The organism is Streptomyces ardesiacus, assembly GCF_003112575.1.
Classification (GTDB): Bacteria; Actinomycetota; Actinomycetes; order Streptomycetales; family Streptomycetaceae; genus Streptomyces; species Streptomyces ardesiacus.
Window position 1 is genome coordinate 195,409 of sequence record NZ_BEWC01000009.1, and the last position, 17,723, is coordinate 213,131.

At 73.2% G+C, this 17,723-nt stretch carries 19 protein-coding genes; 11 read left to right on the forward strand and 8 right to left on the reverse strand.

Features of this window, described 5'->3' with window-relative positions; all coding sequences use genetic code 11:
- Positions 1-242: 242 nt before the first annotated feature.
- Positions 243-638, reverse strand: coding sequence for a TOBE domain-containing protein (locus Sdi02f_RS29595; protein ID WP_030402511.1), 396 nt, complete (start codon positions 636-638; stop codon positions 243-245).
- 117 nt (positions 639-755) lie between these two features.
- Between Sdi02f_RS29595 and Sdi02f_RS29600 the strand changes: the two genes are divergently transcribed.
- The 3 genes from Sdi02f_RS29600 (at position 756) to Sdi02f_RS29610 (ending at position 3,006) form a co-directional block, all read left to right on the forward strand.
- The gene (locus Sdi02f_RS29600) at positions 756-1,736 is read left to right on the forward strand and encodes a helix-turn-helix domain-containing protein (protein ID WP_030402510.1); all 981 of its coding nucleotides are present in this window, start codon (positions 756-758) and stop codon (positions 1,734-1,736) included.
- Between the two features lie 170 nt (positions 1,737-1,906).
- Positions 1,907-2,404, forward strand: a complete 498-nt coding sequence (locus Sdi02f_RS29605; protein ID WP_030402509.1) for a rhodanese-like domain-containing protein — start codon at positions 1,907-1,909, stop codon at positions 2,402-2,404.
- Positions 2,405-2,559: 155 nt separating this feature from the next.
- On the forward strand, positions 2,560-3,006 hold the full coding sequence (locus Sdi02f_RS29610; protein ID WP_031082004.1) for a DUF6892 domain-containing protein: 447 nt from the start codon (positions 2,560-2,562) through the stop codon (positions 3,004-3,006).
- A gap of 48 nt (positions 3,007-3,054) precedes the next feature.
- On the opposite strand, the gene Sdi02f_RS29615 is transcribed toward Sdi02f_RS29610, so the two are convergent.
- Together Sdi02f_RS29615 and Sdi02f_RS36770 are read right to left on the reverse strand one after the other, a co-directional pair.
- Positions 3,055-3,723 carry an NUDIX domain-containing protein gene (locus tag Sdi02f_RS29615; RefSeq protein WP_055468946.1) on the reverse strand — a complete coding sequence of 223 codons (669 nt, stop codon included), beginning with the start codon at positions 3,721-3,723 and terminating at the stop codon, positions 3,055-3,057.
- A complete protein-coding gene (locus Sdi02f_RS36770) occupies positions 3,720-3,845 on the reverse strand; it encodes a hypothetical protein (protein ID WP_267884300.1) in 126 nt (41 codons plus the stop codon). Before Sdi02f_RS36770 ends, Sdi02f_RS29615 begins: the two co-directional genes overlap by 4 nt.
- Positions 3,846-3,893: 48 nt before the next feature.
- Between Sdi02f_RS36770 and Sdi02f_RS29625 the strand changes: the two genes are divergently transcribed.
- Positions 3,894-4,682 (forward strand): DeoR/GlpR family DNA-binding transcription regulator, encoded by a 789-nt coding sequence (locus tag Sdi02f_RS29625; RefSeq protein ID WP_030402506.1) that lies wholly within the window; start codon positions 3,894-3,896, stop codon positions 4,680-4,682.
- Here the strand turns inward: Sdi02f_RS29625 and Sdi02f_RS29630 are convergent.
- Positions 4,672-5,460, reverse strand: coding sequence for an OBAP family protein (locus Sdi02f_RS29630; RefSeq protein WP_108934334.1), 789 nt, complete (start codon positions 5,458-5,460; stop codon positions 4,672-4,674). The two genes, Sdi02f_RS29625 and Sdi02f_RS29630, sit on opposite strands and share 11 nt — an antisense overlap.
- A gap of 267 nt (positions 5,461-5,727) precedes the next feature.
- On the opposite strand from Sdi02f_RS29630, the gene Sdi02f_RS29635 reads away from it, so the two are divergent.
- Together Sdi02f_RS29635 and Sdi02f_RS29640 are read left to right on the forward strand one after the other, a co-directional pair.
- Positions 5,728-7,128 carry an MFS transporter gene (locus Sdi02f_RS29635; RefSeq protein WP_108934335.1) on the forward strand — a complete coding sequence of 467 codons (1,401 nt, stop codon included), beginning with the start codon at positions 5,728-5,730 and terminating at the stop codon, positions 7,126-7,128.
- Positions 7,125-8,258: an FAD-dependent monooxygenase gene (locus tag Sdi02f_RS29640; protein WP_055468944.1), complete on the forward strand. Its 1,134-nt coding sequence runs from the start codon at positions 7,125-7,127 to the stop codon at positions 8,256-8,258. The genes Sdi02f_RS29635 and Sdi02f_RS29640 overlap by 4 nt, the downstream gene beginning before the upstream one ends.
- Here the strand turns inward: Sdi02f_RS29640 and Sdi02f_RS29645 are convergent.
- Both Sdi02f_RS29645 and Sdi02f_RS29650 read right to left on the reverse strand, forming a co-directional pair.
- Positions 8,245-8,493, reverse strand: a complete 249-nt coding sequence (locus Sdi02f_RS29645) for a DUF397 domain-containing protein (protein WP_174843411.1) — start codon at positions 8,491-8,493, stop codon at positions 8,245-8,247. The genes Sdi02f_RS29640 and Sdi02f_RS29645 overlap by 14 nt on opposite strands.
- Complete coding sequence (locus tag Sdi02f_RS29650; RefSeq protein ID WP_031088230.1) at positions 8,490-9,308, reverse strand: helix-turn-helix domain-containing protein; 819 nt, start codon at positions 9,306-9,308, stop codon at positions 8,490-8,492. Before Sdi02f_RS29650 ends, Sdi02f_RS29645 begins: the two co-directional genes overlap by 4 nt.
- 144 nt (positions 9,309-9,452) lie before the next feature.
- On the opposite strand from Sdi02f_RS29650, the gene Sdi02f_RS29655 reads away from it, so the two are divergent.
- The 4 genes from Sdi02f_RS29655 to Sdi02f_RS29670 all read left to right on the forward strand — a co-directional run bounded on the left by Sdi02f_RS29655 (position 9,453) and on the right by Sdi02f_RS29670 (position 14,863).
- Positions 9,453-9,905 carry an ATP-binding protein gene (locus Sdi02f_RS29655; RefSeq protein ID WP_167458271.1) on the forward strand — a complete coding sequence of 151 codons (453 nt, stop codon included), beginning with the start codon at positions 9,453-9,455 and terminating at the stop codon, positions 9,903-9,905.
- Between the two features lie 98 nt (positions 9,906-10,003).
- On the forward strand, positions 10,004-12,301 hold the full coding sequence (locus Sdi02f_RS29660) for a glycosyl hydrolase family 18 protein (protein ID WP_108934337.1): 2,298 nt from the start codon (positions 10,004-10,006) through the stop codon (positions 12,299-12,301).
- A gap of 142 nt (positions 12,302-12,443) precedes the next feature.
- Complete coding sequence (locus Sdi02f_RS29665; RefSeq protein WP_031087332.1) at positions 12,444-13,091, forward strand: TetR/AcrR family transcriptional regulator; 648 nt, start codon at positions 12,444-12,446, stop codon at positions 13,089-13,091.
- A 149-nt stretch (positions 13,092-13,240) separates the two neighbouring features.
- Positions 13,241-14,863 carry an MFS transporter gene (locus Sdi02f_RS29670; RefSeq protein ID WP_030402497.1) on the forward strand — a complete coding sequence of 541 codons (1,623 nt, stop codon included), beginning with the start codon at positions 13,241-13,243 and terminating at the stop codon, positions 14,861-14,863.
- Positions 14,864-14,997: 134 nt separating this feature from the next.
- Here Sdi02f_RS29670 and Sdi02f_RS29680 read toward each other — a convergent pair whose 3' ends face one another.
- A complete protein-coding gene (locus Sdi02f_RS29680) occupies positions 14,998-15,597 on the reverse strand; it encodes a potassium channel family protein (protein ID WP_370592497.1) in 600 nt (199 codons plus the stop codon).
- Positions 15,594-16,937: a chloride channel protein gene (locus tag Sdi02f_RS29685; protein WP_108934338.1), complete on the reverse strand. Its 1,344-nt coding sequence runs from the start codon at positions 16,935-16,937 to the stop codon at positions 15,594-15,596. Before Sdi02f_RS29685 ends, Sdi02f_RS29680 begins: the two co-directional genes overlap by 4 nt.
- A gap of 313 nt (positions 16,938-17,250) precedes the next feature.
- Between Sdi02f_RS29685 and Sdi02f_RS29690 the strand changes: the two genes are divergently transcribed.
- The gene (locus tag Sdi02f_RS29690; protein ID WP_108934339.1) at positions 17,251-17,715 is read left to right on the forward strand and encodes a DUF7144 family membrane protein; all 465 of its coding nucleotides are present in this window, start codon (positions 17,251-17,253) and stop codon (positions 17,713-17,715) included.
- Positions 17,716-17,723 lie beyond the last annotated feature (8 nt).

Here is a 17,723-nt window from a genome sequence, read left to right on the forward strand (position 1 = left end):
TGCGAGGAGAAAGTCTCCTGTTGGTTCGCATGAGCCGGATCAAGGTTTCTTTTGCCTGGCATGTGCGTTTGTACTGCCCGGCCGGCCGGGTACGGTTCCGGCGGAGGTGACAGCCCGTGAGTCAGTCCCTCGCGGCCTCCGGTGCGGCGGCCGGCCCACCGGCCGGGATCACCACCGTCACCGGCGACCCGGGCCGGCCGGCCCGGCCGACGGCGGCCGACCTGCGGGCCCGGTCCGCCCGCTCAGACGCGGTCGACGTGCACGTTCGTCGACTTCACGCGGGCGGTGGCCTCCATCCCGACCTCCAGCCCCAGTTCCTCCACCGCCTCCCGGGTGAGCAGGGAGACCAGCCGGTGGGGTCCGGCCTGGATCTCCACCTGGGCCGCGACGTCACCGAGCTTGACGGCGGTGACGATGCCGGGAAAGGCGTTGCGGACCGAGGTGTGGGAGGTGTCCTCGTCGCCGCTCCCGCCCTGGGCGAGTTCCGTCGAGAAGGCGGCCAGGTCCTTCCCGTGGATGAGCCGCTTCCCCGTCTCGTCCCGGTGGGTGGCCACCCGTCCCGCGTCCGCCCACCGGCGTGCCGTGTCCGGACTCACGCCGAGGAGCCGTGCTGCCTGGCCGATCGTGTATGACTGCATGAGCGCCAAGATAGATCCGCCGGCGGGAGACGCGTGCGCCGGCGACGCGTGCCCGGCTCGGCGCCGGTCGGCCGGTCCCCGCCCCGCGGGCCGGACCGGCCTCGTTACCCTTCAGGCATGGCGGAGACGCACGGGGTTGCCGTACTGGCCTTCGACGGCATGGCTCCCTTCGAACTGGGCGTGGTGGTGGAGGTCTTCGGCCTGTCCCGGCCCGAACTGGGGGAGCTGCCCTGGTACGAGCTGCGGGTGTGCGCCGAGGAACCCGGCCGGGACCTGCGGGCGGTCGGCGGGTTCACGCTGTGTGCCGAGTACGGTCTGGACGCGCTGGCCGCCGCGGACACGGTGATCGTCCCGGGGGTGGCCGAGACCGCGGGGGAGGTCCCGCCCGCCCTGGTGGACGCGCTGCTGCGGGCCCACGCGCGCGGGGCCCGCCTGGTGTCGATCTGCTCGGGGGCGTTCGCCCTGGCCGCGACCGGCCTGCTGGACGGCCGGCGTGCCACCACGCACTGGCGCTACGCCCGTGCGCTCGCCGAACGGCATCCCGCGGTCGAGGTCGACCCCGACGTGCTGTACGTCGACAACGGCGACGTCCTCACCAGCGCGGGCAGCGCGGCCGGCATCGACCTCTGCCTCTACCTGGTCCGGGCCGATCACGGTGCCGCCGTCGCCAACGCGGTGGCGCGCCGCTTCGTCGTCTCCCCGCACCGCGAGGGCGGGCAGGCCCAGTTCATCGAGGCGGCGGTCGGAGACATCGATCCCGGGGACGACGGCGTCACGCGGAGCATGGACTGGGCGCTGCGCCATCTGCACACCCCGCTGTCCGTGCCCGCCCTGGCCGGTGCCGCGCGCATGTCGGAACGTTCGTACGCGAGGCACTTCACCCGCCGCAACGGCGTGAGCCCCATGCGCTGGGTCGTCGCCCAGCGGGTGGCGGCGAGCCTGCCGCTGCTCGAGTCCGGCGAGGGCACCGTGGACGAGGTCGCCGCCGCCGTCGGCTTCGACAGCACCGCGACGTACCGGCACCACTTCACCCGCCGGATGCGTACGACGCCGACGGCCTACCGCAAGACGTTCACCCGCGCCCCCGCACCCCCGTAGGGGGCCCGGGGACGGGCTGGCGGAATCTTGGAGATCGCTGGCGTTCACGCCACTCGCGGGGCGGGCCGCGGGCGCGGAGGATCGAGTCGTCGCCGGCCGGGACATCCGGCACGGCAGGCGAGTCCCCCGTCCTGACCCCCGACTTGACAGCGCGAAGAAGAGGTTCCTCCATGTCTCCCACTACGTCCGCGTCCGCCTCCGCCGGGACCACCGGCGCCGTCCTGAGCGTGCCCCCCGCCGCACCGGCCGTGGCCGCGGCCCACTACGCCGCCCGTCTCGCCTTCGAGGCGGACGTCTCCGACGTCCACGCCGACCTGGAGTCCGGTGCCCCCGGGATCGTGGTGGTCGACACCCGTGGCGACGCGGGCTGGGAACAGGGACGCGTCCCGGGCGCCCTCCACATCCCGACCGCGCGGATCGCCGACGTGGCCCCGCGGCTCGTCGACCCGGCCCTGACCGTGGTCACCTACTGCTGGGGCCCCGGCTGCAACGGGGCGACCCGTGCGGCGCTGGCCTTCGCCCGCCTCGGCTACCGGGTCAAGGAGATGCTCGGCGGCTTCGAGTACTGGGTGCGGGAGGGCTTCGCCTTCGAGTCCGCCGCCGGTGCCCGGCGGCGTCCGGTCGACGACCTCACCGCGCCGCGTTCGGGCATCTCCTGCGCCTGCTGAAACCTTCGGGGGCGGCAACGCCACGTCGTCAGGTGTCCGACGCGGCGCTGCGCGCCCCCGCCGGGGCCCCGGAGCCGGCCGCGTCGACGTGGGGCGGCATGGCCCGACGGCGGGGAGACGGCCGGACTGTCGGACCCCGTCCGTAGGGTGCACCCATGACGCAGTTCACCGACTTCAACTTCAAGCTCCTGGTCATCGAGCGGCTCATGTACGCCGACGGGACCCTCACCCCCAGGTTCGACCTGGGCTCCCACCTCGTGGAGCAGGGTCTGATCGAGGACGACGGCGACCCCGCGTACACGTACACCGTGCGGAACGGCCTGAGCCACCAGGTGGTGCCCGCCGCCCGGGAGTACTTCGAGGCCCTGGAGATATCTCCGGAACTGCTCGCCTCCGTGGAGGAGTTGGTGCTCGACGGCGGGCTTCGGGTCTACTTCCACTGCTCCCCGGTCTGGGACGGCGAGGACGACCTCTACGACGTCCGCTCCCTGGACGACCTGCCGCTCCTGCCCCACCTCAAGCGGATCAGGGGCGCCGACGACTTCTGGCCGCCGGAGTTCCTGGAGGTCCTGCGGAAGCGGGGCACGGCGACGGACGGCTAGCCGGGCACGGTCGGGGCGGCGGGCCTCCGGGCGGTCGCCGCCGTGGAGTCACCGAGAGACCGAGAAGGGGCCGTCCAGGGCCGCCCATTGCAGGAGCAGCACGGTCTTGCCGTCGGTGATGCGGCCGTCGCGGGTCATCGCGAGGGCTTCGGCGAAGGGCAGTTCAAGGACTTCGATGTCCTCGCCCTCCGCCTCCACGCCTCCGCCGTCTCCGGTGCGGTCGGCGGGCGTGTAGGGGGCGGCGAAGAAGTGGAGGCGTTCGGTGACGGAGCCGGGGCTCATGTAGGCGTCGAGGACGTGGGTGAGGGCGCCGAGGGTGACGCCGAGTTCCTCGGCCGCCTCGCGGCGGACGGCGGCCACCGGGTCGTCCGCGTCGAGCAGTCCGGCGGCCGCCTCGACGAGCATGCCGTCGGGATGGTCGTTGACGTAGGCCGGGTAGCGGAACTGGCGGGTGAGCAGGACGCGGCCGCGTGCCGTGTCGTAGGGGAGGACGACGGCGCCGTTGCCGCGGTCGTACGTCTCGCGGACCTGCGTCTCCCAGCGTCCGTCGCGGCGGCGGTAGTCGAAGGTGGTGCGGCGCAGGACGTGCCAGCCCCGGGAGGTCAGCTCGACGTCGCGGACCCGGACGGCGGGGTTGCGGTCGAGGCCGCGCCCGGCCCGGTCGAGCCCGGTCCGGCCGCGGTGGTCCGGGGTGTCCACGCCGGGCCGGGGCTTCACGCGGCGCCCTGCCGGTCGAGGGCCGGGGTCTCGGCGACGCCGTGGCAGACGGGCAGGGCGATCCACTCCCCGATGACGGGAAGGTGCCCGGCGGCGAGGACGAGCACGGGTGTGTCGGTCATGGGCGCTACGATACATGCAGAAACGTGCAACAACAGGAGAGAATGCGGATGCTGGCTGCTGAACGACGCGACCACCTGCTGGACCTGCTCGCCCGGGAAGGCAAGATCGTCGCCAAGGACGTGGCCGCCGGGCTGCGCATCTCCGAGGACACGGTGCGGCGGGACCTGCGCGACCTCGCGAACGAGGGGCTGTGCCAGCGGGTCTACGGCGGGGCGCTCCCCGTCTCACCGGCCGTGGTGGACTACGGAGCCCGGCAGACCGTGGCCCCGGACGGCAAGCGGAAGGTGGCCTCGGTGGCCGCCGGACTCGTGCGGCCCGGCGGCGTCGTGATCCTCGACGGCGGCACCACCGCCCTGGCCGTGGCCCACGCGCTCCCGCGGGACCTGGCCTGCACCGTGATCACCCACAGCCCGCCGGTCGCCGTCGCCCTGCTCGACCATCCGCAGGCCGAGGTCCTCGTGCTGGGCGGCCGCCTCTTCAAGCACTCGGCGGTCACCTGCGGCGCGGCCGCCGCCGAGGCCGCGCGGAACGTCTCCGCCGACCTCTTCCTCCTCGGCGTCACCGGGGTGCACCCCGAGGCGGGCCTCACCACCGGGGACGCCGAGGACGCCGCGATGAAACGCGCCCTGGCGGCCCGGGCCGCGGACACCTACGTCCTCGCCTCCTCCGAGAAGATCGGCACCGCATCCCGGTACCGCGTCCTGCCCTGGGAGGAGATCAGCGGACTCGTCACGGACGAGCCGGCGCACAACCCGGTGATCGAGCAGCTCACGGCAGCCGGGGTCGACGTGCTGCCGGCCGGCGCACCCTCACCGTCGTCCGAGGTCAGCGCCTGAAGTCCGTCTCCTCCAGCCGGGTCTGCACCGTCCGGCCCGACTCCCACGCGTTGGCGCCCGGTGCCACGTCCGGCACGGGGATGTCCGCGCGGTGCTCGCGCTTGCGGGCCGTGGAGAGGCCGAGTCTGTCGTCACGGGCCCGGATCATGTCGTCCGACGCCTGTCCGTCCTCGGTGAAGCCCATCATGAGCCGGGGGATGCCGTACGGGAAGTCGTCGCGGTCGTACTGCCAGGTGTGGAAGGTCTTGCCGTACGTGGTGACGAGGTCCTCGAAGTAGGCGTGCTCGGCCAGGTCCGGGATGCCGGGGGCGGTGAGGATGCCGGACGTGACCTCGTAGTGGTGACTGTGCCAGAGGCGTTTCTCGTCCTCGGGCAGGGCACGGAAACGCTCCTCGCTGATGATGTACTCGATGCCGATCAGACGGGCGTCGGGCGCGTTGCGGTCGAAGATGACGCACTGGTGCAGGTCGTGCTGGAGGTGGATGCACAGGTGCGTGGCCTCCACCTGGCGGCCCATGTCGTCGGCGTACATGTGGAAGCCGTTGAGATACGTGCTCATCGCCTCCAGCGGGTACTTCCGCTGGATCGAGCCGGCCGCCAGGTCCAGCGCGCGGTGCTTGAGCGGATGCCCCTTGCCGATCCTGCCGACCGTGGCCGCCTTGCGGCCCAGCAGGAGACCGGCCGCCGCCGTGACGCCCGCCGCGGCGCCGATGCCGATGCTCGCGGCCGCCCCCGGGCCGGAGCCGCGTCCGCCCTGTGTGCCCCGTGTGAATGCCATGGGCGGCGAGTCCCCCGGGCCGGGCGGCCGTAACACCCGTCGCCGGTCGGCGACCCGCCTCCGCCCCCTACCCCGGTAGCACTCCCGCCTTGGCTCCCCGGTATGACGCCCGGCGCACCGGCGTCACCGCACTCTGCCTCCCGTCACCCCAGGGACGGCCGTACCACTCGCGGACGGCGCCCGCACGGACGAGGAGGCGGAGATGACGACCCGACGGGAAGTGCACGACACCGGTGAAGCGGCCGGTACGAGCGCGGCCGGACGCTCATGACCACCACCGTCCCGGCGCCCCCGGCCCGCGTCGGGAAGGCCGCGGTCGGGGCCCTCGGCCTGCTGGCGCTGTCCACCGGCGCCCTGGAGTCGGTGGTGTCGCCGACGATCCCGCTGCTGGAGCGCGAACTGGACATGAGCCAGTCCGAGGGGGCGCTGCTCAGCATCGTCCTGCTCATCACCGGCGCGCTCGTCACCCCGCTGGCGGGCAAGTTCGGCGACCGCTGCGGCGGGAAGCGGGTCCTGGTCCTGCTGATGGCGGTGGTGTCGGCCGGCGGCACGGTCTCCGCGCTGGCCCCCAACCTGCCCGTGCTGCTGCTCGGCCAGGTACTGCAGGGCGCGATGGTGGGCGCGCTGCCCCTGTCGTTCGTCGTGGTCCGCCGGCACCTGCCCGCGGGCGAGTCCAAGGTCGCCATCGGCGTCGTCAGCGGGCTCTTCGTCGGGGGCGGCATGGTCGGCATGCTGTGCGCCGGGCCGGTGGCCGAACAGCTCTCCCGGCACTGGATGTTCGCCCTGCCCACCCTCGCGGTCGCCGGGGCCACCCTGCTCGTGCACCGGATCATGCCGGACGACCCGCCCGGGCGGGCGGACGGTGCCGGGATCGACTGGCCCGGCCTGCTGCTCCTGAGCGGGATGCTGGTCACGCTCATGCTCGTCCTCGCGCTGGCGCCCGAGGCGGGCTCGCAGCCGCTCGTCCTCGGCTGTCTCGTCGCGCTGCTGGCCGCCCTCGTCGCCGGATGGGTGAGGGTCGAACGGCGCGCCGCCGCTCCCATGGTCGACCTGCGCATGCTCGCCCGCCCCGCGATGTGGAAGGCGTGCGTGCTGACGTTCGTGATCTGCCTCGGCACCGCCATGGCGGTCTACCTCGTCCCGCAGTTGCTCGACGAGCGCGGCGAGGGCTACGGGTTCGGGGCGAGCGCCACGGAGATCGGCTTCTTCCTGCTGCCCGGCGCGATCGCCGCGACGCTGGCGGGACCGCTCGGCGGAATCGGCGACCGGCGCTTCGGCTCGCGGGCCGTGGTCGGCACCGGCGTCGTCGTGATGGCCCTCTCCCTGGTCGCCCTGGCCGCCGTGCACAGCGAGATCTGGCACCTCGTCGTCGGCAAGGCGCTGATCGCGCTGGCCAACGGGCTGTGCGTCACGGCGCTGATGACCAGCACCGCCACCGCCGTCGACCGGGACGACACGGGCATCGCCACCAGCCTGATCCTGGTCAGCCGGGTCCTCGGCTACGCCGTCGGCGGCCAGCTCGGCGGCGCGCTCCTCACCGCCGGAACCCCTGCCGGGTCGCAGGCCGCCGCCGAGTCGGCCTACGTCACCGGATTCGTCATCGCCGGAGCCGTCGTCTCGACGGCCCTGTTCGTCACCCGCACCCTGCGCAAAGGAGCCACGGCATGACCCGCACCACACCCCGGCCCACGGTCCTCGTCTCCGGGGCGAGCATCGCCGGACCCGCCCTCGCCCACTGGCTCAACCGCCACGGATACGCGGTCACCGTGGTGGAGAAGGCCCGCACGATCCGCAGCGGCGGCTACCCCGTGGACGTCCGCGGCACCGCACTGGACGTCGTGGAGAAGATGGGCCTCCTGCCCCGACTGCGGGACGCGCACGTCGACCTGCGCCGGCTCACCTTCCGCGACGCGGACGGCGGCGAGGTCGCCTCACTCCACCCGCACGCCGTCACCGGCGGGGCCACCGGCCGCGACCTGGAGATACGGCGCGGGGACCTCACGGACGCTCTGTACGCGGCGGTCCGGGACGACGTGGAGTTCCTGTTCGACGACTCGGTCGACACCCTCGACCAGTCCGGGCACGGGGTCGACGTCGTCTTCCGGAGCGGCCGAAGCCGTACGTTCGACCTGGTCTTCGGCGCGGACGGCATGCACTCGCGCACCCGGGGGATGGTGTTCGGCCCCGAGGAGCGCTTCCACCGCTACCTCGGTCACTGCTTCGCGGTGTTCCCCATGCGCAACACCCTCGGCCTCTCCCACGAGACGGTCGTCTGGAACACCCCGGGCAGGACCGCCGCCCTCTACGCCGTGGAGGACGACGACGAGGTGCACGCCTTCCTGAACTTCGCCCAACCCGCCCCGCCGCGCGAGTTGTTCGGGGACAAGCAGGCCCAACGCGACCTGATCGCGGACGTCTTCGCCGACGCCGGCTGGGAGGTCCCCGGCATCCTGGCCGCCCTCCGCGACGCGGACGACGTGTTCTTCGACGCGGTCGGCCAGATCCGCATGCCCCGCTGGTCCAGCGGCAGGGTCGCGCTGCTGGGCGACGCCGCGTACGCCCCCTCGTTCCTGACCGGCCAGGGCACCAGCCTCGCCCTCGTCGGCGCGTACCACCTGGCCGGTGCCCTGGCCGCCGGGGGCCACGCGGAGGGCTTCGCCGCCTACGAGCGCGGTACGCGTGACGTCGTGACCCGGACGCAGGACCGGGTCGGGGAGGGCGGCGGCACCCTCTTCCCGACCACGGCGGCAGCCCTGGAGCGTCGCAACGAACGGCTGCGGAGCCTCAGCGGCCGATGAACCCGGCCCACGCGTCGCGCGAGACGCGGATGACGGGACCGGGGACGGCCTTGGAGTCCCGGACGAGCACGGCGTGCGTGCCTGCGGCTATTTCGACGCATTGGCCGCCCTCGGTTCCGCTGTAGCTGCTCTTGACCCAGGCGACTTCGACGCAGTCGCCGCCTTCGGCCCCGCTGTAGCTGCTTTTGAACCAGGTAAGTTCGGGCATGACGGCCGAGGGATCAGCGGTGTTCATAGGTCTCCCAGCAACCTCTCGATGAACGCCAGTGACTCTCGCGGAGTGAGAGCCTGTGATCGGATGATCCCATAACGGGCGGCTGCGAGCGCCGCCTGTTGCGGGTCCGTCTGCAGGCTGCTGGTTCCCTGAGCCTCTGTATAGGCGAACTTCTTGCCGTCTTCCCGGGTGACGACCGTGAACGGTCCGTCCACACCGGCACTTTCCTCACAGGCGAGCGGCATGATCTGGATCTCGACGTTGCGCCGCTGCCCCGCCAGCAGCAAGTGCTCCAGTTGGCCCCGCTGCACGGCCTTTCCACCGAGCGGACGTCGCACCACCGACTCGTCCATCACGAAGCTCAGCAGAGGGGCGGGTTGTCGATCGAACACGCTTTGCCGGGCGAGTCGGGCCGCCACCCGTTGCTCCACCGTGTCCTGGTGAAGGGGCGGTCGGCGCATGGTGAGCACCGCTCTCATGTAGTCCTCGGTCTGCAGAAGGCCCTTGACCACCAGAGTGTCGTACGCGAGCAACTCGATGGCCTCCTTCTCCAACGACGCCATCCCCTGGAAGAACACCGGATACTGCGCCCGCTCCACCTGCTCCTTCCACACCGTCAGCAACCCGCCCGCGTCCAGGACCTCGTCCGCCCGCTCGATGGTCCTGGGCGACGGGATGCGCCGCCCCTGCTCGTACGACGCGACCGTGGCCGCCGAGTAGCCGATCCGCCGGCCGAACTCCTCGCGTTCCAGGCCCGCCCGCACCCGCAGCGTCTTCATCGTCTGGCCGAACGCGACGACCACCGTCTGCCCGGACGTGTCCGCACCCTCACTCATCGGCACCGCCTCCCTGCCCCAACGCCGTCCCCGCGCACCCGTTACGCCGCGCGGCGCGTACCCGCGGCGCCCCCGCGCGTACACCCGGCCGCGTCGGTGCGTCACCACTGGTCACGCTACGCGGCCGGCGTCACCGTTGTCGGCATGACCAGCCAACCCGCCGTCGCCGACGGCAACGTGACGCGCGCCTTCGAGATGCGCTTCACCTCGACCCCGCGCGGCGCCCGTCTGGCCCGCCGACTGGGCGCGCACCGACTGGACGCCTGGGGCATCCCGTACGGCACCCGCCCGCACGAGGAGATCGTGCTCGTCCTGGGCGAGCTGACCGCCAACGCCGTGCGCCACGGCCATGTCCCCGGCCGGGACTTCCACCTGCTCCTGCGCGTGCTCACGCCCTCCGGCCGGGTGCGGATCGAGGTCACCGACAGCCGGGGCGAACGCCTGCCGCCCTCGCCGGAGGAACTGCCCGCGCCCGACGACGGGGACACGGGCGGCCGGGGTCTGCTCCTGGTCGCCGCACTCGCCGAGCGCTGGGGCCGGCACCCGCGGTCCGGGGGGCCGGGCAAGACGGTGTGGGCGGAGTGCGCACCCGGTTGACGCATTGGTCCAGACCTTCTACGTTGTGGGCGCTCCACTCCCTCACGCGCGCACGGTTCACCTCACCCCTGTACCACCCCACCACCACAGGGAGAGCCATGTACCCCAGGCGCAGACCACCCACCGGGTTCGGGGCGCGGATCGCCGCCCTGCTGACCGCACTGCTGCTGCCGCTGGCGGCGCTCACCGCGCTGGCGACGCCCGCCCGGGCGGCCGGGACGCTCACGGCGACCTTCACCACCCAGACCAACGGGTCGGGCTGGACGGGCAAGTACGTCGTCCACAACAACGGCACGGCCGCCTCCGACGGCTGGACCCTGGAGTTCGACCTGCCGCCCGGCGTGTCCGCGAGCGGGCACCTCTACGGCGAGGCCACGGTCTCCGGCCGCCACGTGACCGTCAAGAACGCCTACTACAACGGCAGGGTCCCGGCCGGCGGCACCACCGAGCCCTACAGCTACCAGTTCTCGGCGACCGGCCCCGTGGGCACCCCGACCGGCTGCACCGTCAACGGCGACAAGTGCGACGGCACCCCCGACGTGCCGCCGGCCGCTCCCGGCACGCCGGAGGCGACCGCGGTCACGGCGCACACGGTCGCGCTGAAGTGGGCCGCGGCCAAGCCCGGTGACCACCCCGTCACCTCCTACGAGGTGCTGAAGGGCACGGACACCGTCGCCACCACCGGCGGCACCTCCGCGACCGTCACCGGCCTGACTCCGGCGACGCGTTACACCTTCACCGTCCGGGCCACCGACAAGCGCGGCAACGTCGGACCGGCGAGTCAGCCGCTCACCGTCGCGACCGTGGACCCGTCCACCGACCCGACGCCGCCGACCGCGCCGGGCAACCCGCGCAGTACCGGTAAGACGGCCACCACCGTCGCCCTCGCCTGGGACAAGTCCACCGACAACGTGGCCGTGGCCGCGTACGACGTCTACCGCGGCACCACCCTGGCCAAGACCGTCGGCGCGGACACCACCACGGCCACGGTGGACGGGCTCTCCCCGGCCACCGCCTACACCTTCACCGTCAAGGCCCGGGACACGGCCGACAACTCCTCGGCGGCCTCCGCGGCCGTGAAGGTGACCACCGACGACGTGGCCGGACCGGGGAAGCAGCTCAAGGTCGGGTACTTCGTGCAGTGGGGCATCTACGGACGCCAGTACTTCGTGAAGAACCTCGACACGTCCGGCGCCGCGAAGCAACTGGACGTCGTCAACTACGCGTTCGAGAACCTCGATCCGACGGCCCTCACCTGCCGGGCGGGCGTCACCAAGGGCACCTCCGGCAATCCGCAGGACCCCGACGAGGGCACCGGCGCCGGGGACGCGGACGCCGACTACGCGCGGCCCATGTCCGCCGCGCAGTCGGTCGACGGCGTCGCCGACGACGGCTGGGGCAAACTGCGCGGCAACCTCAACCAGCTCAAGAAGCTCAAGGCCAAGTACCCGCACCTGAAGGTCGTCGTGTCCCTCGGCGGCTGGACGTACTCGAAGTTCTTCTCGGACGCAGCCGCCACGCCCGAGTCCCGGAAGAAGTTCGTCGAGTCCTGCATCGACGTGTGGATCAAGGGCAACCTGCCCGTCTACAACGGCGCGGGGGGCCCGGGCACGGCCGCGGGCATCTTCGACGGCATCGACATCGACTGGGAGTGGCCGGGCGCCGAGGGCCACCCGGGCAACCACTACGGCGCCCAGGACAAGGGCAACCTGACCGCCCTGCTCGCCGAGTTCCGCAAGCAGCTCGACGCGCTCGGCGGCGAGCACAAGCTGCTCACCGCGTTCACCCCGGCCGACCCGGCGAAGATCGAGGCGGGCTGGGACCTCGGCAGGATCTTCGCGTCCCTCGACTACGCCAACGTGCAGGGGTACGACTTCCACGGCGCGGGCAGCGACAACTCCTGGGAGCCCAAACGGACCGGACACGCGTCCAACCTGTACGCGGACGCGGAGGACCCCTACCCCTTCCACTTCAGCGTCGAGAACGCCATCCAGACGTACCTCGACGCGGGGGTCAACCCGCGCAAGCTGACCGTCGGTTTCCCGTTCTACGGGCGCGGCTGGCAGGGTGTCGCCGAGGGCGGCGCGGCCGGTGAGTGGCAGGACGCGAACGGTGCGGCGCCCGGCCAGTTCGACACGGAGGCCGGGGTCCGCGGGTACAACAACCTGATCGCGAGCTTCCCGGCCATGACCGTCCGCCACGACGAGGCGTCCGTGTCGACGTTCGGTTACACCGGCCCCGGCGGTCAGTGGTGGTCCTTCGACGACACCTGGTCGATCGGGAAGAAGACCGACTGGGTCAGGTCCAAGGGCCTGCTCGGCGGATTCGTCTGGGAGATGTCCGGAGACACCCCGGACGGCCGGCTGATGACCGCGCTGGACACCGGACTGAAGTGAGGCAGGGCGCCACCGGCCGAGGCCGCCTCGCGCGAGGGATGCGCGAGGCGGCCTCGGCCGGCCGCCCTCCCGCCCGCCCCGTGCCAGAATGGACCTCCCGTGCCCCCAGCCCAGCCCCGCACCGTCCCGCACCGAGGTTCCCGTGACCAAGCCCGTCGCCCGTGAGCCGCAGCGACGCAACGCGCGGTCCAACCGGGCGCGCATCCTGGCCACCGCCCGCCGGGAACTGGGCCGCAATCCGGACACCACGCTGGAGGAGCTGGCCCGGGCGGCCGGGGTCGTACGGCGTACCCTCTTCGGCCACTTTCCGGGGCGCTCGGCCCTGCTCGAAGCCCTCGCCGAGGAGGCGTCCGAGACGCTGCGGGAGGCGATGGCCCACGCGGCCGGGGCGTCCGAACCGGCCGACCGGGCGCTCGCGCACTTCACGCTGCTGATGTGGCCCGTGGGCGACCGCTACCGCATGCTGCTGGCCCTGGCCCGGCACGACCTGGGCGCGGAGCGGGTGTCCGAGATCCTGGCCCCGGCCCGCGCGGAGGTCACCGCCATCCTGGAGCGCGGCCAGCGGGACGGGGTCTTCCCGGCCCACCTGCCGCCCGTGGCGCTGAGCGCCGGGCTGGAGGCGATGATCGTCGCCCTGCTGGAGCAGGTCAACACCGGCGCCCTGGAGGACGACGGCACCCGGGCCGCCGTCGCCACGCTCATCGCGGCCGGAGTGCCGGAGCGGCGGGCCGGGGCCGTCGTCGAGGCCGTCGCCCCGGCGGCGTTCGCGCAGTCCGTCGCGGCCGAGTAGAACCCCCTCACCCCACCAGGAGATCAGCCACGCCCGAGGCGTGGCCGTGTCGCCGTATTTGCACACCCGTGTGCAACAAACTAATCTGCTCTTGTCTGCACACCCATGGGCAATTAAGTAGCCCTCGCTCGTTCCCCGGGAGCCCTCCCATGTCCCTACTGGCCACCACCCCCGTCGAGAAGATGTCCGGGCCCTACGCCCGGCGCTGGTGGGCTCTCCTCGTGCTCTGCCTGAGCCTGCTGATCGTCGTCATGGCCAACACGTCCCTGATCGTCGCCGCCCCGGACATGACGGCCGACCTGGGGCTGAGCAGCAGCGACCTGCAGTGGGTCATCGACGGCTACACCGTCCCGTACGCCGCGCTGATGCTGGTGCTCGGCGCGATCGGCGACAAGTACAGCCGCCGCGGCGCCCTCGTCGCCGGTCTGGTGATCTTCGCGGGCGGTTCGGTGATGGGCAGCCTCGTCCACGAGACGGGGCTGGTCGTCGCGGCCCGCGCGATCATGGGCGTCGGCGCCGCCGTCGTCATGCCGGCCACGCTGTCCCTGCTGGTCGCGGTCTTCCCGAAGGGGGAGCGGGCCCGCGCCATCACGGCCTGGACCGCCACCTCGGGACTCGCCATCGCCGTCGGGCCGCTGGTCGCCGGCCGGCTGCTCGAAGACCACGCCTGGGGCTCGACCTTCCTCGTCAACGTCCCCATCGCGGTCCTCGCCGTCGCCGGCGCGCTGATCCTCGTACCGCCGTCCAAGGCGGCCGGCATGGGCCGCATCGACTACGTCGGCGGCCTGCTCTCCATCGTCTCCGTCGGCAGCCTCGTCTACGCGACCATCGAGGGCCCGCACTTCGGCTGGGGCGCCGGTCCCGTCGTCGCCGCCGTCGTCGCGGGGGTCGGGCTGGTCGCCTTCGTGGCCTGGGAGCTGCGCCACCCGCACCCCATGCTGGACGTGCGGCGCTTCCTGCTGCGGCCCTTCAGCGGCTCCATGCTGGCGGTGCTGTTCTTCTTCTTCGGCACCTACGGCGCCATCTACTACGCCACGCAGTTCCTGCAGTTTGTGCTCGGCTACGGCGCGCTGGAGACCGGCGTACGGCTGCTGCCGCTGGCCGGTGCCGTCTTCGTCGGCGCCGCGGCGACCGGGCGGCTGACCCCGAGGCTCGGTGTGAAGGCGATGGTCGGCTCCGGCATGGCGATCGGCACCGTCGGCGTCTTCCTCCTGGTCCTGATCGACCAGGGCTCCACCTACGCCGACTTCCTCGCCCCGATGCTGCTGCTCGGCCTCGCCATCGGCCTCAGCGTCTCCCCGGCCACCGACACCATCATGGGCTCCTTCCCGGAGAGCGAACTCGGCGTCGGCGGCGGCGCCAACGACACCGCCCTGGAACTCGGCGGCTCGCTCGGCATCGCCGTCCTGGGCTCCCTGCTCGGCACCTCCTACCGGGACGAGCTCTCCGGCCTCGTCGGCGACCGGCTCCCGGCAGCAGCCCTCGACACCGCCCAGGACTCCGTGGGCGGGGGACTGGCCGTCGCCGAGCGGCTCGCCACCAACCCGGCCGCCGGACCGGAGCAGGCACAGGCCCTCGCCGACGCCGTGAACAAGGCCTTCGCCCACGGCGTGTCGACGACCAGCCTCGTCGGCGGCATCATCATGGCCGCCGGTACGGCCCTCGTCCTCGCCGTCCTGCCCGGCCGCCGGTCCCGCCGCGCCGCCGAGGCCGAATCCGAGCAGGACACGACGCGGGAGCCGGACGCCGAACTCAGCCGTTCCCGGGACTGAGCCCCGGGCACTCGGCGCCGGCGTCACTCCGCCGGCGCCGCCGGCTCCTCCGCCGTACGCGGACCCCTCGCCGAGCCGGCCAGCAGCCCCCGTGCCCGCAGCAGCCCCGCCGCCGCGCGGCCTCCGAGGGCACGTCAGCGGGACCGGCCCCGCTCGGGACGCCGGACCACCATGTCCCGCATCCGGGTGGTCAGCGCGGTCGCGGCGGCGGTGAGGAAGACGAAGCTGTACGTGATCTGGAGGACGGCCACCACGCGTGCGGCCTGTCCCCGCGGCGTGATGTCGCCGTACCCGACGGTGGCGAGCGTCACCACGGTGAAGTACAGCGCGTCGATCTTGGTGTGCAGCCCGTTGAACTCGCCGGGCTGCTTGGCGAGGGCGTAGTACCCGGCCGAGAAGACGTGCACGGACAGGACGATCAGCAGGGAGATGACCACCCCGGGCCGGGTGTCCGGACGGTTGAGGAGGACGTGCCGGATCTGCCGGAGCAGCGCCACGGCCACGGCGGTGAGCAGCACGGCGAACAGCGCCCAGCTCAGCACGGGCCGCTGCGGGCCCAGTTGGTCGAGGGGAAGCAGGAAGTAGGCCACGACCACGGCGGCCGCGATCCCGGTCCGGACGAGCCAGGGCCGGACGGCGGCCCACCCGGCGGCCCACCCGGTGGGGCGGGGCGCTTCGCTGTCGTGGGGCGGGTCGGCCGGGTCCGGGGGCGTGGGGCCCGTCCGGCCGGTCACCGCTCCGCCCCCGTCGCCGGCGCCTTCCTCGTGCCCGCCCCGTCCCGGCGCACCACTTGGGCCACGACGAAGGAGACGACCGACGCCATGACGATCAGCGGCATCTGGTCGTGGGCGTCCCGGCCCATCAGCAGCACCGCCAGGACCGCGCTGCCCAGCGGCAGCCCGGTCACCGCCGCCGCGGCGGCCGAGATGCCGAGGGCGAGGGCCGGGGTCGTGCCGAACCCGGGCAGCCCGGAGCAGGCCAGGGCGGTCGCCGCGCCCAGCAGTACGGACGGGAAGATCGGGCCGCCGCGCAGGGACCCCAGCGCGATGCCCCAGGCCAGCCCCTTGCACGCGACCAGCGCGACCAGCGCCCCCACGGACCAGGCGTGCGGGTGCGCGGCGAGCTGGGCGAGGGTGGCCTGGCCGGACAGCGCGGCCTCGGCCGGGTTGCGGCCGGTGATCAGCGCGTACGCGGCGACGCAGACGCCGACCGCGGTGGCGCAGGCGACGGTGCGGGCGGCGGTGCGGTGCCGCGTCCAGGTGACGGTGCGGCGGCCCAGCGCGCGGGCCAGCGTGACCAGGACGGCGATCAGGGCGGCCGTGGGCAGTCCCCACAGGAAGTCGCCCGCGTCGGGACCGGCCTGCGGCGGCAGGTCGGGCAGGGACAGCGCGCCGATCTTCAGCCCCGTCCACTGCCCGAAGCCGGTGAAGACCAGGGCGCCCGTCGCGCTGGCCAGCAGACAGGGCAGCAGCAGGGCGACGAGCTGGGTCCCGGCGAGCCCCGCCCCCTCGATGAGCAGGACCGCCGCCGCGATCGGGCCGCCGAGGATGGTGGAGATCGCGGCGGTGGAACCGGCCGTGGCGAGGATCGCGCTCGCCCGCTGATCCACGCCCGTCCGCCGCCGCACCGCCAGCAGGGCGAGCCCGCTGCCGACGGCCATGAGCGGGGCCTCGGGGCCCAGCACCACGCCGAGCGGCAGCGTCGCCAGCGCGGCGAGCACCGCGCCGGGCAGGGCACGGGGGCCGACGGGCGCGCCGCCCAGGCCGTCCACCGGGAGGTGGCCGCCGCCGCCCGGCATCCGGGTCACGATCGGCGCCAGGACCAGCCCGGCGAGCACCAGCGCGGGCAGCGGCCACCACCAGGGCGGGGTGTCGTACCCGACCGCCTCGGGCAGCGAGGTCCACACCCAGTGCTGCAGCTCGTGCTGGAACCCGACGAAGAAGAAGCAGGCCAGCGCGACGGGAACACCCAGCAGCACGCAGAGCAGCAACAGCCGCCGGTACCCGGGGCTGAGCAGCGTCTGCCGCAGCGACTGCTCGGCCCGCTCCGGCACGGCGTCGGCGGGCGCGGTCACGGAACCCGCGCGTGCGGCCCGCGCCGGGACAGCGCCCCCCGTCGGGACAGCGGCCGACTCCTCACGCGCCCTCCTTCTTCCGCACCGGTTCCCGCTCGCGCCCGCGCTCCGTCGGTCACCCGCGGTCGTGGGTGGCCTCAGTCAACGCGAGTTCACGGGCACCCGCACGCGCACGGCCGGCGCGTGGCTCACCCGTTCGGTGGGCCCGCGTGGCCGGGGAGCGCGGCGGCCCGCACGCTCGTACAGACCTGTCGGTGCCGTTCGCGCCGGTGGGGAGTTGCCCCGTACGGGGGACACAGAAAGGACTCCGCTCATGAGCCAGCACGCCGAATCCCCTTCCGGCCGGCCGTCGCACGGCGGCGACCCCTCCTGGGCCCGGCGTCCGGACGACCGCACCAGCGGCTGGGTGACCGGCGGTGTCGTCTTCGCGGGCGTCCTGCTCCTGCTGAGCGGCGCCCTCACCATCCTGCAGGGCATCGCGGCCATCGCCGAGAACGACGTGTACGCGCATATCGGCGCCTACGTCTACAAGATGAACCTCACCGGCTGGGGGATCGTCCACGTCGTCCTCGGCGCCCTCGTGCTCGTCACCGGGTACAGCCTGCTCAGGGACATGACCTGGGCGCGCATCACGGGCATCGTCCTCGCCTCGCTGAGCCTGATCGCCCAGTTCCTGTTCCTGCCGTACTCGCCCGTCTGGTCCGTGGTCATGATGGCGATCGACGTGTTCGTCATCTGGGCCCTGGCCAGCCGGCAGGAGCACGCGTCCCGCGTCTGACGCCCCGT

Excerpts from the sequence above, each read along its gene's own strand:
- Sdi02f_RS29650 (WP_031088230.1), bottom strand. The coding sequence starts at position 9,308 with ATGAGTGAGGGTGCGGACACGTCCGGGCAGACGGTGGTCGTCGCGTTC.
- Sdi02f_RS29610 (WP_031082004.1), top strand. The coding sequence starts at position 2,560 with ATGACGCAGTTCACCGACTTCAACTTCAAGCTCCTGGTCATCGAGCGG.
- Sdi02f_RS29660 (WP_108934337.1), top strand. The coding sequence starts at position 10,004 with ATGTACCCCAGGCGCAGACCACCCACCGGGTTCGGGGCGCGGATCGCC.
- Sdi02f_RS29670 (WP_030402497.1), top strand. The coding sequence starts at position 13,241 with ATGTCCCTACTGGCCACCACCCCCGTCGAGAAGATGTCCGGGCCCTAC.
- Sdi02f_RS29690 (WP_108934339.1), top strand. The coding sequence starts at position 17,251 with ATGAGCCAGCACGCCGAATCCCCTTCCGGCCGGCCGTCGCACGGCGGC.
- Sdi02f_RS29630 (WP_108934334.1), bottom strand. The coding sequence starts at position 5,460 with ATGGCATTCACACGGGGCACACAGGGCGGACGCGGCTCCGGCCCGGGG.
- Sdi02f_RS29640 (WP_055468944.1), top strand. The coding sequence starts at position 7,125 with ATGACCCGCACCACACCCCGGCCCACGGTCCTCGTCTCCGGGGCGAGC.
- Sdi02f_RS29645 (WP_174843411.1), bottom strand. The coding sequence starts at position 8,493 with ATGAACACCGCTGATCCCTCGGCCGTCATGCCCGAACTTACCTGGTTC.
- Sdi02f_RS29625 (WP_030402506.1), top strand. The coding sequence starts at position 3,894 with ATGCTGGCTGCTGAACGACGCGACCACCTGCTGGACCTGCTCGCCCGG.
- Sdi02f_RS29655 (WP_167458271.1), top strand. The coding sequence starts at position 9,453 with ATGACCAGCCAACCCGCCGTCGCCGACGGCAACGTGACGCGCGCCTTC.
- Sdi02f_RS29635 (WP_108934335.1), top strand. The coding sequence starts at position 5,728 with ATGACCACCACCGTCCCGGCGCCCCCGGCCCGCGTCGGGAAGGCCGCG.
- Sdi02f_RS29595 (WP_030402511.1), bottom strand. The coding sequence starts at position 638 with ATGCAGTCATACACGATCGGCCAGGCAGCACGGCTCCTCGGCGTGAGT.
- Sdi02f_RS29605 (WP_030402509.1), top strand. The coding sequence starts at position 1,907 with ATGTCTCCCACTACGTCCGCGTCCGCCTCCGCCGGGACCACCGGCGCC.
- Sdi02f_RS36770 (WP_267884300.1), bottom strand. The coding sequence starts at position 3,845 with ATGACCGACACACCCGTGCTCGTCCTCGCCGCCGGGCACCTTCCCGTC.
- Sdi02f_RS29600 (WP_030402510.1), top strand. The coding sequence starts at position 756 with ATGGCGGAGACGCACGGGGTTGCCGTACTGGCCTTCGACGGCATGGCT.